This is a genomic window from Methylobacterium crusticola, from assembly GCF_003574465.1.
In the GTDB taxonomy this organism is placed as follows: domain Bacteria; phylum Pseudomonadota; class Alphaproteobacteria; order Rhizobiales; family Beijerinckiaceae; genus Methylobacterium; species Methylobacterium crusticola.
Map to the genome: position 1 here is coordinate 26,556 of NZ_QOWC01000008.1, position 14,778 is coordinate 41,333.

Genomic DNA, 14,778 nt, shown 5'->3' on the forward strand with positions numbered 1-14,778 from the left:
GCCTCGGGCGCACGCCTGAGGCGTGCCTCGGGCGCACGCCTGAGGCGTGCCTCGGGCGCACGCCTGAGGCGTGCCTCGGGCGCACGCCTGAGGCGTGCCTCGGGCGCACGCCTGAGGCGTGCCTCGGGCGCACGCCTGAGGCGTGCCTCGGGCGCACGCCTGAGGCGTGCCTCGGGCGCACGCCTGAGGCGTGCCTCGGGCGCACGCCTGAGGCGTGCCTCGGGCGCACGCCTGAGGCGTGCCTCGGGCGCACGCCTGAGGCGTGCCTCGGGCGCACGCCTGAGGCGTGCCTCGGGCGCACGCCTGAGGCGTGCCTCGGGCGCACGCCTGAGGCGTGCCTCGGGCGCACGCCTGAGGCGCGCCTCGGGGGCGCGCCGCCGCCCTCACCAGCCCTCGGCGAAGCCCCGCACCAGGAGGTTGGCGATGGCCATGGGGGGCGGCGTCGCGAGGCCGTCCGGATGGGTGCGCGCGAGCATCTGCCGCACCTCGTCGCGGGAGAACCAGCGCGCGTCCTCGAGCTCGGTCCGGTCGAGCACGAGGGCGTCGCCGAGGGCCTCGCCCTCGCAGCCGATCATCAGCGAGGACGGGAACGGCCAGGGCTGGGAGGCGCGGTAGCGCACGGCCCCGACCCGGATGCCGGCCTCCTCGAACGTCTCGCGCCGGACCGCGTCCTCGATGGTCTCGCCCGGCTCGAGGAAGCCCGCGAGGCACGAGTAGGTGTTCGGCACGAAGCGCGCCTGGCGGCCGAGCAGGCACCGGTCGCCCCGGGTGACGAGCATGATCACCACCGGGTCGGTGCGGGGGAAGTGCTCGGTGCCGCAGGCCGCGCAGTCGCGCCGGTAGCCGCCGCACGCGATGGCGGTCGGCGACCCGCACTGGGCGCAGAAGCCGTGGCGCCCGTGCCAGTTCAGGAGGGACTTCGCCGTCGCGAGCACCCCCATCTCGGGCGCCGGCACCGCGCCCTCGACGGCGACGCTGCGCAGGTCGAGCACCCGGTAGGCAGGGTCGTCGCGGTAGAGGGCGGCGGCGTCCGCCGGGAGCGCCCCCGCGAAGGCCGGCCGGCCGTCGACCCGCCCGAGGAAGAGCTCGGGCGCCGGCGCGGGCGCCCGCGCGAGGTCCGCGGGCGCCAGCAGGCAGGTCGCGCCGTCCGGCGTCGGCCGCAGCACCGGCAGGTCGCCGCAGAACAGCAGCAGGCGCGCGTCCGGGGTGCCGGCGAGGGTCGGGGTCGGCCCGGTGCGCTCGGCCGAGTGGCGTTCGAGGAGACTGTGGGCGTAGCCCAGGCGGTCGAGGGGGGTGGTCAAGGCGGCGGATCCTCAGGCGGCGGCGAAGAGGGCGCGGGCCCGCTCGACGAGCTGGGCCGCGGCGTGGGGCGGGTAGGACGTGCGGCCGGAGACGCCCCAGACGGGGCCGGGCCAGGCGGGGTCGGAGCGGAAGCGGCCGACGACGTGGACGTGCAGCTGCGCCACCACGTTGCCGAGCGCCCCGACATTCACCTTGTCGGGCGCGGCCAGGGCCTGCATCACCCCGACGGCGAGGCGGATCTCGTCCATCAGGAGGGCGGCGTCCGCGGGCGCGAGGTCGGTGAGCTCGCTCGCGCCCGGGCGGCGCGGCACCAGGACCAGCCAGGGGAAGCGGGCGTCGTCGAGGAGGAGCACCGAGGACAGCGCGAGGTCGCCGAGGGCGAGCGTGTCGGCGGCGAGGCGCGGGTCGAGCGTGAAGTCCGGTGTCGTGAAGTCCGGTGTCGTGAAATCCGGTGTCATGGCCGCCTCGTGATGGCGGCGCAGATGTAGGTCACGACGGGCCGCAGGTAAAACCGCCCGGTCAATGCGCCATCAGCACGGGCATCGTGGCGTGGGCGAGAATGTGGCTGGTCGGCCCCCCGAAGATCATCTGCCGCAGGCGGCTCTGGGTGTAGGCGCCCTTGACGAGGAGGTCGCAGCCGATGGCCTCGGCCTCGGCGAGGAAGATCTCGCCGGGCGTGCGGCGGCCCGCCGGCAGCGTGCGCCCCTGGGCCGACAGGCCCTCGCGGTTGAGCGCCGCCGCCATCTGCTCGGCGCTCGGCCCCGGCACCATGGCGGTCTCGACGGCCAGGACCTCGATGCGGGCGGCCTTGCGCAGGAACGGCCCCGCGAAGGCCATCGCGCGGGCCGTCTCGGTCGAGCCGTTCCAGGCGATCACCACGGTCTCGCCGATGCCGGCGGGCGTCGCCGGCGGCGCGATCACGAGGGGGCGGCCGCTCTCGAACAGAGCCGCCTCCAGGGTGGTCATGCGCGGGGCGTTCTCGCCGCCCCCCGGCCGGCCCACCACCGTGGCGTTGAACAGGCGCGCGTGCTGGGCGAGGAAGCCGTCGCCCGGGGCGGCGTCGGGCAGCCAGCGGTAGCGCGGGCCGGCGGTGGACGTGCCGGCCGCCTCGCGCGGGATGCCGCACCGCTCCATGAAGGCCGTGAACAGGCCGCCGCAATCGCGCGCCTCGACGAGGTCGGTCTCCTCGTCCCGGACCCAGGTCATGCCGCCCACCATGTCGACGGGCACGTACTCGGCCAGGGCCGGGCGCAAGCCGAAGCCCTCGATGCTGGCATCGAAGCGCCGGGCGGTCAGGACGGCGGTCTCCAGCACGGAATCGAGCAGGGCGTGACGCGCGACCGGGACGAGCAGGGTCTTCATGGGCGCGGACTCATTCTCTGGCGGCGGGCCTCGACGCCGCATTGCATCACGGCCCCGTCAGGCCTGTCCAGAGCGTCTCAGCGAAGTCCCGCGAGGGCGCCCGCCCCGGCGCTGGCGAGCACCACGAGCCAGGGCGGAGCCTTCCACAGGAACAGGAGCAGGAAGGCCGCGAGCGCGATCGCGTAGTCGCCGCGCCCGGCGATGCCGGTGGTCCAGACGGGGTCGTAGAGGGCGGCCAGGAGCAGGCCGACCACCGCGGCGTTGACGCCCCGGAGCGCGGCCTGCGCCCCCGGCCGGGCCCGCAGCCGGCCCCAGAACGGCAGCGTGCCGACGACGAGGAGGAACGAGGGCAGGAAGATCGCCACGAGGCAGAGCGCCGCCATGGGCACCCCCCCGATCACCGCCCCGAGATAGGCCGCGAAGGTGAAGAGCGGTCCCGGCACCGCCTGCGCGGCGCCGTAGCCGGCCAGGAAGGCGTCGCCCGGAACGAGCCCCTGGGGCACCAGCTGGGCCTGGAGCAGCGGCAGCACCACGTGGCCGCCGCCGAACACCAGGGCGCCGGTGCGGTAGAAGCCCGCGGCGACGCCGAGGGCGGGGCTCCCGCTCCACTGCGCCGCCAGGGGCAGCCCGGCGAGGAGGAGGACGAACAGGCCGAGGGCGGCGAGCGCCGTGCGCCGCCCGACGGTGAGCGGCAGGGTGCTGCCGCCCGGGGCCGCGCCGTCCCGCAGGAAGGCCAGCCCGGCGAGGCCGCCGAGCGCGATGGCGGCGAGTTGCCCGCTGGTGTCGGGCAGCGCGAGCGCCACCAGGGCCGCCGCCACCGCCAGGCTGGCGCGGGCGCGGTCCGGCGTGAGGCTCCGCATCATGCCGAGCACCGCGAGGGCCACCACCGCCACGGCGGCGGCCCTGAGGCCGGCGAGCGGCCCCGCGCCGAGGGCCGGGCCGAGGAGGCCGGTCCCCCAGGAGAACAGCACGAGGAGCGCCGCCGAGGGCAGGGTGAAGCCGATCCAGGCCGCCAGCGCCCCGGCGAACCCCGCCCGCGACAGGCCGATCGCCAGGCCGACCTGGCTGCTCGCCGGGCCCGGCAGGAACTGGCAGAGGGCGACGAGGTCGGCGTAGGCCGCCTCGTCGAGCCAGCGCCGCCGGCTCACGAACTCCTCGCGGAAGTAGCCGAGATGCGCGACCGGGCCCCCGAACGAGGTCAGGCCGAGGCGCAGGAAGGCGCCGAGCACCTCGGCCCAGCCTCCGGGCGGGCCCGCCTCCGGACGGTCCATCGGTCAGGGACCGGCCGCGGCGCCGACGGGCCGGGCGGGCGCCTGCCGCGCCCCGCTCTGGCCGCAGGCGGTGCCGCCGGCATCCTGCCCCCCGGGCGCGCAGGTCTCCTCCAGCCACAGCACCATCCCGAGGGCGAGGCAGGCCGGCAGCCCGAGGGCCAGGAAGGCCCAGGTCCAGCCGAGATGCAGGGCGAGGAGGCCGCCGACCCAGCCCGAGAGCGCGCCGCCGACGCCCTGCACGGCCGCGACCGTGCCGAGGGCCGTCTGGGTGCGGCCCGAGCCCCAGGTGAGGTCGGCCACCACCACCGGCACGGCGACGCCGATGACGCCCGACGCGACCCCGTCGAGCACCTCCGCCAGGATCAGCCAGTAGGGATCGGCGAGGAGCGCCGAGAGCACGGCCCGCAGCGGCAGCACCGCGCAGGCCGCGAGCAGGAGCTGGCGCCGGCCGCGCCGGTCGGCGAGGGAGCCGGCGAAGAGCGCGACCGGGATCATCACCGCCTGCGCCACGATGACGTAGCGGGCGGTCCAGCCGGTGCCGTCCTGGCCGGCCGCCACGAGCTTCTGGCCGAGCAGGCTCAGCATCGAGCCGTTGGCGAGGTTGAACAGGGCGAGGGCCGCCGAGAGGATCAGGAGGCGCCGGTCCGCCAGCACCGTCAGGATCGCGGAGCGCTCCTGGCCGTCATCCGGCTCGTCCTCCTTCCAGCCGACGGCGCGGCGCCGGTTCCAGGCCCCGGCGGGTGTCGCGAGCGCCGCGACGATCGCCGCGGCGGCGAGCACGCCGAGCACCCAGAAGGCGATGCTCGGCCCGAAGGACGCCGTGCCGAAGCCGATCACGAGGGCGGCGCCCAGGATGCCGACGTGGTTCCAGGCCTGGTTGCGGCCCTGCTGGCGCGGGAAGGCCTGCTTGCCGACCATGCCGAGGGTGAGGGCCGTCACGGCCGGAACCACGAGGGTGCCGCCGAGGGCCGCCACGAACTGCGCCGCGAGCACCGACAGGAAGGCGCGGGCCGGCAGGAGCAGCACGGTGCCGGCGAGGATCATCGCGCAGGCCGCCGCGATCAGCAGCCGCGGCCGGGCCGCGCGGTCGACGAGGGCCCCCATGGGCCCGCTCAGCGCCAGGGTGGCGAACCCCACGATGGTGGTGACGAGGCCGACCTGGCTCGGGCCCCAATGCGCGGCCTGCGCCAGCCAGGTGCCGAGGAACGGCCCGAGCCCGCCCTGGATGTCGCCCACGGAGGCGTTGATCAGGGCGAGGTGGGCGGTGGGAGTCATCAATGCGCTTCAACCCTGCTCGGCCGCGACGGTCCGCGATGAGCACCAACGCGGCTGAACCCGGAATGATCGCCCGTCACGGCGTCGGCACCGCGCAGGCGGCCGCGAGGCGCGCGAGGACCGGGTCGGCCACGCCCAGGGCGACGAGCTGGTCGTGGGTGTGGCGGACGTAGTCCGGGTTGGCGCCGGAGCGGCCGAGCCCCTGGCGCACCAGGCGCACGAGGTCGGCCTCCGGGAGGCGGCCGGCATATTGCGGGTGCCGGCGGTCGACCAGGTAGGTTACGGCCGCGACCCGGCGCCCGTCGTCCAGGCCGACGCCGAGCACCCGCTCGACGTAGACCGCCGTGACCTGCTCGCGCTCGCGCAGGTAGGCCAGGGCGGCGGCGGCCTCGGCGGCCGCGACCCGGAAGGCCACGCCGCGGCAGGAGCCGCCGCGGTCGAGCCCGAGCACCAGCCCGGGCCGCTCGGGCGTGCCGCGGTGGACGTGCGAGAGCACGCAGAGCGCCCGGTGGTAGCCCCGCAGGCGCCCCGGCCGCCGCTCCGCGAACGGGAAGCCCGGGCGCCACATCAGCGAGCCGTAGCCGAAGATCCAGAGATCCGCGGGCGCGTGCGCTCCTGCCTCCATGCTCCCGTCCCAGCCCCGCCCCCGGCACGACCTCGTGACCGCGCCTCCCTTGCCGGCCGCGGCCGGTACCAGCTACGGGGGCTCGGTTCAATCCGAACGCGACACCAGGGATCGCCGTGATGACGCAGGGGCCGGAGACGGAGGTGGAGGTGGCGCCGGGCCGGCGCGCCCGGCGCATCGGCCTGTTCGCGCCCTTCCTCCTGCTCGTGCTGGCGGGCCTGCTCTGGACGGGCGCCTGGTTCTGGCTGCGGGGCCGGGCCGACCAGGAGATCGACGGCTGGTTCGCCCGCGAGGCCCGGGCCGGGCGCACCTGGACCTGCGCCGAGCGCTCGCTCACCGGCTACCCGTTCCGGCTCGAGCTGCGCTGCGCCGCGCTCGCCTTCACGCGCTCGGACGTGAGTTTTTCGGTCGGTCCCGTGGTGGCGGTGGCGCAGGTCTACCAGCCGCGCCACGTCATCCTGGAGGCGACCGGCCCGTTCCGGGTCGAGCAGGACGGGCTCCCGGGCGACGTGACCTGGCGCCTGCTCGAGGTGAGCCTGCACCTCACGGACGGGGGGTTCCAGCGCGCCTCCCTGGTGGTGGACGGGCTGAAGGGCGCGGTCGCGGGCGTGCAGCCGACGCCCGTCGACTTCACCACCGACCACCTCGAGCTGCACGCCCGCCCGACCCCGGGCCGGTTCGACGCGGACGGCGCCGTCGACCTGAGCGCCCGGGTGACCCGCGCCACCCTGCCGCTGCTCGACCCCTGGCTCGGCGGCCCGGAGCCCGCCGACCTCGCCCTCGACGCCACGGTGACCCGGGCGGCGGGCTTCCGCACCCGGCCCCTCGCCGAGGAGCTCGAGCGCTGGCGCGAGGCCGGCGGCACCGCCGAGCTGACGCGCCTCTCCGTCGACAAGGGCAGCTGCCGGCTGCGGGCGCAGGGCGCCCTCGCCCTCGACGCGCTGCACCGGGTCGCCGGCCAGCTCGACGTCAGGACCGCCGGGCTCGAGCAGGTGATCGCCCCCCTGATCAGCGAGCAGCTCGGCGCGCGCCTCGGCGGCGACGGCGCGGCACTCGTCGGCAACATCGTGGGCCAGTTCCTCGGCGGCCGGCGCCGCGAGACCGGCCCGGCCCAGATCGACCAGGACGGCCAGCAGCGCCCGGGCGACCCGCCCCTCAAGGTGCTGCCCCCGGTGCGCCTCACCGCCGGGCGGGTCGTGGTCGGGCCGTTCACGCTGCCGAACGTGCGGCTGACGCCGCTCTACTGACGCGCCCGCGGCCGACGCCGCGCTCCGGAGCGCCGCCGGGGATTGCCGCCCCGGCCCGCGCATCGTACCCCTCGCGGATGACCGAGACCGCCCGCTTCCAGAGCTTCGACGACCCCAGCCACCGGGAGGGCGCCGCCCGGATCGCGGCGCTCCGGGCCGCCATGGCGCAGCGCGGCGTCACCGGCTTCGTGGTGCCGCGGGCCGACGAGCACCAGTCGGAATACGTGCCGCCCCACGCCGAGCGGCTGGCGTGGCTCACCGGCTTCACGGGCTCGGCCGGCACCGCGATCGTGCTCGCCGACCGGGCCGCCCTCGTGGTGGACGGGCGCTACACGCTCCAGGCGGCCGAGCAGGTCGACACCGGGGTGATCACGCCGGTGCCCCTCGCCGAGACCTCGGCCGAGGCCTGGATCGAGCAGAACCTGCCGGCCGGCGGCGTGCTCGCCTACGATCCCTGGCTGCACACGCCGGACGGCCTCGCCCGGATCGAGCGGGCCGCGGCGGCGGCGGGCGGGTGCGCCGAGCCGACCTCCCTCAACCTCGTCGACCTCGTCTGGATCGACCGTCCCCCAGCCCCCCGGGGGCCCGTGGTGCCCTACCCGGCCGCGTTCGCCGGCGAGGACGCGCAGGCCAAGCTCGCCCGCGTGCGCGAGGCGCTCGCCAAGGGCCGCCACGACGCGCTGGTGGTCTCCGACCCCCACAACCTCGCCTGGCTGTTCAACCTGCGCGGCAGCGACGTGCCCCACACGCCCCTGCCCCTCGGCTACGCGCTGATCCGGCGCGAGGGCCGGCCGCTCCTGTTCCTCGACGCGGCCAAGGTCACGCCGGAGGCGGCCGCCGCGGTGGAGGCCCTCGCCGAGAGGAGCGGCCCGGAGGACCTGCCGGGGGCGCTCGACGCCCTCGGGGCCGCCAAGGCGCGGGTGCGCCTCGACGCCGCCACCGGCGCGGTGGCGCTGCGGCGCCGGATCGAGGCCGCCGGGGGGCGGGTCGACGTCGGCCCCGACCCGATCACCGCCATGAAGGCGGTCAAGAACGCGGCCGAGATCGCGGGATCGCGGTCGGCCCACGCCCGCGACGGCGCTGCGGTCACGCGCTTCCTCGCCTGGCTCGGCCGGGAGGCGCCGCAGGGCGGCGTGAGCGAGATCGCCGCCGTGGCGCGCCTGGAGGCCTTCCGGGCGGAGGCCAACGACCTGCGGGAGGTCGCCTTCCCGACCATCTCGGGCAGCGGGCCGAACGGCGCCATCGTGCATTACCGGGTCACCCGGGGCACGGACCGGACGGTGCGGCCGGGCGAGCTCTTCCTGATCGATTCGGGGGCCCAGTACCTCGACGGCACCACGGACATCACCCGCACGGTCGCGGTCGGCCCGCCCACGGACGAGATGCGCGACCGCTTCACCCGGGTGCTGCGGGGCCACATCGCCATCGCGACGGCTCTGTTTCCCCGCGGCACCACCGGCGCGCAGCTCGACAGCTTCGCCCGCCGGCCGCTCTGGGAGGCCGGCCTCGACTTCGACCACGGCACCGGCCACGGCGTCGGCGCCTTCCTGTCGGTGCACGAGGGCCCCCAGCGCATCGCCAAGACCGGCACGGCGGCGCTGCAGCCCGGCATGATCGTCTCGAACGAGCCGGGCTACTACCGGGCGGGCGCCTTCGGCATCCGGATCGAGAACCTCGTCCTCGTCGAGGCGCGGGAGGTCGCCGGCGCCGAGCGGCCGACGCTCGGCTTCGAGACCCTGACGCTGGCGCCGATCGACCGCGCCCTGGTCGTGCCCGGGATGCTGACGGACCCCGAGGCGGCCTGGCTCGACGCCTACCACGCGCGGGTGCGCGAGACGCTCTCCCGCCTCGTGGACGACGCGACGCGGGCCTGGCTCGCGGAGGCGACCCGGCCGATCCGGGGCTGAGGGGCCGCCCCCGGCCGGGGGCCGAGGCAGCGCCCGCCTCAGAAGGCGTCGTAGGCCGCGCCCTCGTCGAGCTTCGCCTGGATGGTCAGGTCGCGCACGTCGATGCCCGCGACGGCGCGGGCCTCCGACGTCGGCGGGGCGGTCAGCATCGTCGCCCAGAACAGCCCGGTCGCGGCCGCGAAGGCGGCCAGCAGAGTCAGTGCGCGCATGTCGTCCTCCTGGTGGTTCCGGGGGCGGCGGGCCGGCGCCGGGCGCGTCCCGGCCGCGGCCGCGCGGCCGCGCTCGGGGACACGTCGCCGCCGCGCCGCCGCCTCGAAAGCAATGCTCTCGTCATCGACGCGATTTTACGCAATCAGGCTCTGCGCGAGCAGTCGAACATCGTCCCGCCCGCGAGAAGCACACCCTTCACGCCGGTCGATAAGGCGGTTGCGTCCAGACCATGACTGGATCTCGACTGTTCGCGCTCTCGACCGGACGGCGGTCCCGGCCACCGTCTTCGGGCATAGAACGGGAAAACGTCGCGGATGGATGTGCGTCGGCGCACGCCGGCGGGTTCGCGGGCCGCGGTCCCGGGGCGCGGCGGCCCGCAGGGGCCCGGACGGGACGGCGGGCAGCGCCCTCCGGGACCGGCGGCGGCCTACTCCGCCGGGATCCGCCCGGTGGTGTCCGGCTCCGGCCGCGGGGCGTGCCGGCGGCCGCGGCGCAGCGACAGCACGAGGCGGGTCGTGCCGGTGCCGAGGCGGTCCATGTAGAGGTAGAGCACCGGCGTGATGAACAGCGTCAGGAGCTGCGACACGAGGAGGCCCCCCACCACGGCGACGCCCAGGGGCTGGCGCAGCTCGGCGCTGGCGCCGTGCCCGATGGCAATCGGCAGCGTGCCCATCACGGCGGCGGCCGTCGTCATCATGATCGGGCGGAAGCGCAGGGCGCAGGCCTCCCGGATCGCCGCCGCGGGCTTCCAGCCCTGCTCGCGCTGGAGCACCAGCGCCACGTCGATCATCATGATGGCGTTCTTCTTGACGATGCCGATGAGCATCAGGACGCCGATGATCGCGATCACCGAGAGGTCCATCCCGAAGAGCTGGAGCGCGCCGAGGGCCCCGATCGCCGCCGCCGGCAGGCCGGTCAGGATCGTCAGCGGATGGATGAAGCTCTCGTACAGGATGCCGAGCACGAGGTAGATCGTGATCACGGCGGCGGCGAGCAGCAGGCCCTGGTTGGCCAGCGCGTCCTGGAACACCTGGGCGGTGCCCGCGAAGGTGGTGGTGATGGTGCCGGGCACGCCGAGGCTGCCCTTGATCTGCGCGATGCGGTTGACCGCCTCGCCCAGGGCGACGCCGGCGGGCACGTCGAACGAGATCGTCACCGCCGGCAGCAGGCCGAGCTGGTTGATCGAGAGGGGGCCGGGCGTGCGGGTGACGGTGGCGAGGGCCGAGAGCGGCACGAGCTTGCCGCTCGAGGCGCGCAGCCGGATGTCGTCGAGCCGGTCGGCGGTCCACTGCATCCGCGGGTCGAACTCGGTGATGACCTGGTAGCTGTCGGAGGTGCCGTAGATGGTCGAGATCTGGCGGGTGCCGAAGCCCGTGTAGAGGGTCTGGCGGATCTGGTCGGAGCTGATGCCGAGGGCCTGGGCCTTGTCGGTGTCGACGGTGATCCGGGCCTGGAGGGCGGCGTTCTGGAGGTCGCTCGTCACGCCCGCGAAGGTGGCCCGGTCCTGGGCCAGCGCCTCGGTGAGCCGCACCGACCAGCGCTCCAGGTCGGCCCGGTCGAGGCCCTGCACCACGTACTGGTACTGGCTCTTCGACTGGCGTCCGCCGAGCCGCAGGTTCTGGACCGGCGTGATGAAGGCCTGGAGGCCCGGCAGGGCCGCGAGGTCGCGCCGCAGATCCGCGATCGTGCGGCTGAGCGGGGGCCGCGCGTCGCGGTCCTTGAGCTCGACGAAGAGGCTGCCCTGGTTGAGGGTGCCGGTGAAGCCGTTCGAGCCCGCGCGGCTGACCACGTGGGCCACCGCCGGGTTGCGGGCGACGATCACCTCGGCCTCGTGCTGGAGCGCCGTCATCGCGTCGAACGAGACGTCCTGGCCGGCCTCCGTGGCGATCTGGAGCTGGCCGATGTCCTCGGAGGGGAAGAACCCCTTGGGGATCGCCACGAACATCCAGGCGGTGAGGCCGACGGAGGCGAAGAACACCAGCAGCACCGCGAAGGGATGGCGCAGGCAGAGGTCGACGCCCTGCTCGTAGGCGGCCTGGATGCGCGCGAAGCCGCGCTCGAACAGGTTCTTGCGGCCGTGGCCCGCCGCCTCGGCGGGCAGGCGGGCGGCGAGCATCGGGGTGAGCGTGAGGGAGATCAGGGCCGAGGCCACGATGGCGATCGTCACCACGACCGCGAACTCGTTGAAGATGCGCCCGACGACGCCGCCCATCAGCAGGACCGGGATGAACACCGCGACGAGCGAGACCGTGATCGACAGGATGGTGAAGCCGATCTCGCCCGCGCCCTTGAGGGCCGCCTCGAACGGCTTCATGCCCTCCTCGACGTGCCGGACGATGTTCTCGAGCATCACGATGGCGTCGTCGACGACGAGGCCGACCGCCAGGGTGAGCCCGAGGAGCGAGATGTTGTCCACCGAGTAGCCGAGCACGTACATCGCCCCGAAGGTGGCGATGATCGAGATCGGCACCGCCACCGAGGGGATCAGCGTCGCGGCGAGGCGGCCGAGGAAGAGGTAGATCACCGCGACGACGAGGCCGATGGTGAGCACGAGCGTGAACTGCACGTCGTGCACCGCCTCCCGGATCGAGAGCGAGCGGTCGTTGACGACGCCGATCGTGCCGCTGCCGCCGAGCTGCTCCTGGAACTTCGGCAGCATGGCGCGCACGCGGTCCACCACCTCGACGGTGTTGGCGTCGGGCTGGCGCTGCACGGCGAGCACGAGGGCGCGGGTGCCGTCCATCCACGAGGCGATGCGGTTGTTCTCGACCGAGTCGATCACGCGGGCGACCTCGCCGAGGCGCACCGGGCGGCCGTTGCGCACCGCCACGATGATGTCCCGGAACGCGTCGGCGTTCATGAGCTGCGTGTTGGTCTGAATGGTGAGGTTCTGCCCCCGCCCCTCGACCACGCCCACGGGCGTCGACGTGTTGGCGTTCTGGATCGCGGCCTGGATCTCGTCGGCGCCGATGCCGCGGGCCGCCAGCACGTTCGGGTCGATCTGCACCCGCACGGCGAATTTCTGGCTGCCGTACACGAAGACCTGGCCCACCCCCGTGATGGTGGAGAGCGAGGGCGAGATCACCGTCTGGGCGAAGGCGTCGAGGGTCGGGAGCGGCGTCGTCTCGCTCGAGAGCGAGAGCAGGATCACGGGCGCGTCGGCCGGGTTGAGCTTGCGGAAGCTCGGCGGGATGGTGAGCTCGATCGGCAGCCGGCGCAGCGTGCGGGTGATCGCCGCCTGCACGTCGGCGGCGGCCTGGTCGATGTTGCGCGCGAGCTCGAACTCGATCGTGATCGAGGTGAAGCCCTGGTAGTTCGCGGCCGAGATCGTGGCGATCGCCGGGATCGTGGAGAATTCCTTGATGAGCGGCGTCGCCACGGAGGCCGCCATCGAGTCCGGGGAGGCGCCGGGGAGCTGGGCCGTGACCGAGATGGTCGGGAAATCCACCGTGGGCAGGGCCGCCACCGGCAGGAACCGGTAGGCGAACAGCCCCGACAGGGTCAGGGCGATCGCCAGGAGGATCGTGGCGACGGGCCGGCGGATGAAGGGGGCCGAGATGTTCACGGTGCCGGGCCCTACTCGATCCGGGTCCGGCCGGCGCCGGGGGCGACGGCCTGGGCCTCGGCGGCGTCCTGCGGCCGCTCCGTCACCGCCGAGCCGGCGCGCACGCGGAACTGCCCCTCGACGACGACGCGCTCCCCGGCCTCGAGGCCGCGGGACAGGGCGGCCTTGCCGTCCTTCGAGGCCAGCACCTCGACGGAGCGCCGCTCCACGGTGCGGTCCTGGCGCACCACCCAGACGAAGCTCCCGTCCTGCCCCGGCTGCACGGCCGTCTGCGGCACCGTGACGGTGCCGGGCCGGGAGCCGAGATCGACCTCGACCCGGACGTACTGGCCGGGCCAGAGGCGGTCGTCGTCGTTGGGAAACAGCGCCCAGGCCGTGACCGTGCCGGAGGCCTGGTCGACGCTCGAATCCACGAAGGACAGGCGCCCCGTCGCCAGCACGGCGTCGCCGCCGCTGGGATAGACCCGCACGGCCGCGGTGCCGGCCCGGCCGAGCGCCGCGCGCAGGCCGTCGAGGTCGCGCTCGGGCAGCGAGAAGGTGGCGCGCAGGGGCTTCATCTGCGTGATGGTGACGAGGCCGGTGCCGGCGGATTCGTTGCCCTTGACGAGGTTGCCGGTGGTCACCCGCACGGTGCCGAGCCGGCCGGCGATCGGGGCCCGCACGGTGGTGTAGTCGAGCCGGACCTTGTCGGCCTCGATGGCCGCCTGGGCGGCCGCGACGTTTGCGGCCGCGACCTTGGCCTCGGCGCTGGCGAGGTCGAACTGCGCCTGCGAGGCGGAGCTGCGGGAGAGGAGCTCGCCGACCCGGCGCACGTCGTTCTGGGTCCGGACCTGCGTGGCCTGGTCGCGGGCGAGCGCCGCCTCGTCGCGGGCGAGCTGGGCCCGGATCTCGCGGTCGTCGAGGCGGTAGAGCACGTCGCCCGCCCGCACGGCCTGCCCGTCGCGGGCGAGCTGCTCGGTGATGACGCCGTCGATGCGGGGCCGCACCACCACGCTGGCGATAGGCTCGACCCAGCCCACCGCCGGCCGGGTCAGGGCGAGGTCGGCGCTCCCCGCCGCCACGGTGGCGACCATCGCGCGCATCGGCACCGCCGCGGCGGCCGCGGGTGCGGGCGGGACGAAGGCGGCCGGAAGGCGCTGGGCGACCGCGTCCGGCAGCGCCCCGCGGGCCTCGGCCCAGGCGGCGCGGGGGTTCCCGCCGTGGCGCTGGAGCATCCACCCGGCCCCGGCCGCGGCCACCGCCAGGAGGAGCGCTAGGAGGCGGATCATCGCAGGGCTCCGAGGCGGGCGAGGCGCTGCGGCGGGGCCGCGGCGTCGGCACTGAGGCCGTTGAGGAAGAAGTCGGCGACGGCGGCGGGCGCCGGCGGCCGGCGGCCGGGGGCGCCGTGGACGGCCATGCGGACGCCGCCGAGGATCATCAGCGCCGCGAGGTCGGCATCCGCCACGGCGAAGCGGCCGGCGCCGATCCCGTCGCGCAGGAGGTCCGCGAGGGCGCCGCGCAGGGCGTCGAAGCCCTGGCGCAGCACCCGGCGGCTGCGCTCGCCGAACTCGGCGCCCTGGCCCTCGATGGCGTGGAGCGCCGGCGAGAGGGCGCCGACGCGCTCCAGCACCAGCCCGACCGCCGCCCGCAGGCGCCCGGCCGCGTCGAGGTCCCGCCGCTGCGTGGCCTCGACGGCGTCGCGCAGATCCGCGAGCGTCCAGGCGAGCCCCTCGATGAACAGCGCCTCCTTGGTCGGGAAGTAGCGGTAGAGCGTGGGCTTGGCGACGCCGGCGGCGGTCGCCACCGCGTCCATGTGCACGGCGCCGTAGGCCGTGCCGGCGAAGAGCGCCATGCCGGCCTGCAGGATGCGGCCGCGGCGGTCCGGGTCGAGGGGGCGCTCGGCGTCGCTCATCGGCTCGTCAGACTGAACTCACGGGTTCAGTTGGGAGGCATGGGCGCGCCCGCGCAAGCGACGGTTTCTGCGGCACAGTGATGCATAAAACCGCGCGGGAAGCTTTCTCAACCCAGCATTGTC

At 75.3% G+C, this 14,778-nt stretch carries 12 protein-coding genes; 2 read left to right on the forward strand and 10 right to left on the reverse strand.

All coding sequences use genetic code 11. The annotated features are described in order from the left end of the window. Positions 1–383: 383 nt before the first annotated feature. From nudC to DT057_RS09370, 6 genes are all read right to left on the reverse strand, one after another. Positions 384–1,301, reverse strand: coding sequence for an NAD(+) diphosphatase (gene nudC, locus DT057_RS09345; RefSeq protein ID WP_128561817.1), 918 nt, complete (start codon positions 1,299–1,301; stop codon positions 384–386). Between the two features lie 12 nt (positions 1,302–1,313). Further along, positions 1,314–1,760: an HIT domain-containing protein gene (locus DT057_RS09350; RefSeq protein ID WP_128561818.1), complete on the reverse strand. Its 447-nt coding sequence runs from the start codon at positions 1,758–1,760 to the stop codon at positions 1,314–1,316. A 61-nt stretch (positions 1,761–1,821) separates the two neighbouring features. After that, on the reverse strand, positions 1,822–2,664 hold the full coding sequence (locus DT057_RS09355) for a universal stress protein (RefSeq protein ID WP_128561819.1): 843 nt from the start codon (positions 2,662–2,664) through the stop codon (positions 1,822–1,824). Between the two features lie 77 nt (positions 2,665–2,741). Continuing rightward, entirely contained in the window at positions 2,742–3,935 is a 1,194-nt protein-coding gene (gene chrA, locus DT057_RS09360) for a chromate efflux transporter (protein ID WP_128561820.1), read from the reverse strand. A 3-nt stretch (positions 3,936–3,938) separates the two neighbouring features. Beyond that, a complete protein-coding gene (locus DT057_RS09365) occupies positions 3,939–5,210 on the reverse strand; it encodes an MFS transporter (protein WP_128561821.1) in 1,272 nt (423 codons plus the stop codon). Between the two features lie 76 nt (positions 5,211–5,286). Beyond that, positions 5,287–5,835, reverse strand: a complete 549-nt coding sequence (locus DT057_RS09370) for a gamma-glutamylcyclotransferase (protein WP_128561822.1) — start codon at positions 5,833–5,835, stop codon at positions 5,287–5,289. A 119-nt stretch (positions 5,836–5,954) separates the two neighbouring features. On the opposite strand from DT057_RS09370, the gene DT057_RS09375 reads away from it, so the two are divergent. Further along, positions 5,955–7,082 carry a DUF2125 domain-containing protein gene (locus DT057_RS09375; protein ID WP_128561823.1) on the forward strand — a complete coding sequence of 376 codons (1,128 nt, stop codon included), beginning with the start codon at positions 5,955–5,957 and terminating at the stop codon, positions 7,080–7,082. A gap of 77 nt (positions 7,083–7,159) precedes the next feature. Next, positions 7,160–8,989: an aminopeptidase P family protein gene (locus DT057_RS09380; RefSeq protein ID WP_128561824.1), complete on the forward strand. Its 1,830-nt coding sequence runs from the start codon at positions 7,160–7,162 to the stop codon at positions 8,987–8,989. Between the two features lie 38 nt (positions 8,990–9,027). Here DT057_RS09380 and DT057_RS36090 read toward each other — a convergent pair whose 3' ends face one another. The 4 genes from DT057_RS36090 to DT057_RS09395 all read right to left on the reverse strand — a co-directional run bounded on the left by DT057_RS36090 (position 9,028) and on the right by DT057_RS09395 (position 14,655). Next, positions 9,028–9,198: a hypothetical protein gene (locus DT057_RS36090; protein ID WP_203236233.1), complete on the reverse strand. Its 171-nt coding sequence runs from the start codon at positions 9,196–9,198 to the stop codon at positions 9,028–9,030. A gap of 428 nt (positions 9,199–9,626) precedes the next feature. Further along, entirely contained in the window at positions 9,627–12,764 is a 3,138-nt protein-coding gene (locus tag DT057_RS09385) for an efflux RND transporter permease subunit (protein ID WP_128561825.1), read from the reverse strand. A gap of 11 nt (positions 12,765–12,775) precedes the next feature. Next, the gene (locus tag DT057_RS09390; RefSeq protein ID WP_128561826.1) at positions 12,776–14,032 is read right to left on the reverse strand and encodes an efflux RND transporter periplasmic adaptor subunit; all 1,257 of its coding nucleotides are present in this window, start codon (positions 14,030–14,032) and stop codon (positions 12,776–12,778) included. After that, the gene (locus DT057_RS09395; RefSeq protein ID WP_128561827.1) at positions 14,029–14,655 is read right to left on the reverse strand and encodes a TetR/AcrR family transcriptional regulator; all 627 of its coding nucleotides are present in this window, start codon (positions 14,653–14,655) and stop codon (positions 14,029–14,031) included. The genes DT057_RS09390 and DT057_RS09395 overlap by 4 nt, the downstream gene beginning before the upstream one ends. Between the last annotated feature and the right edge of the window lie 123 nt (positions 14,656–14,778).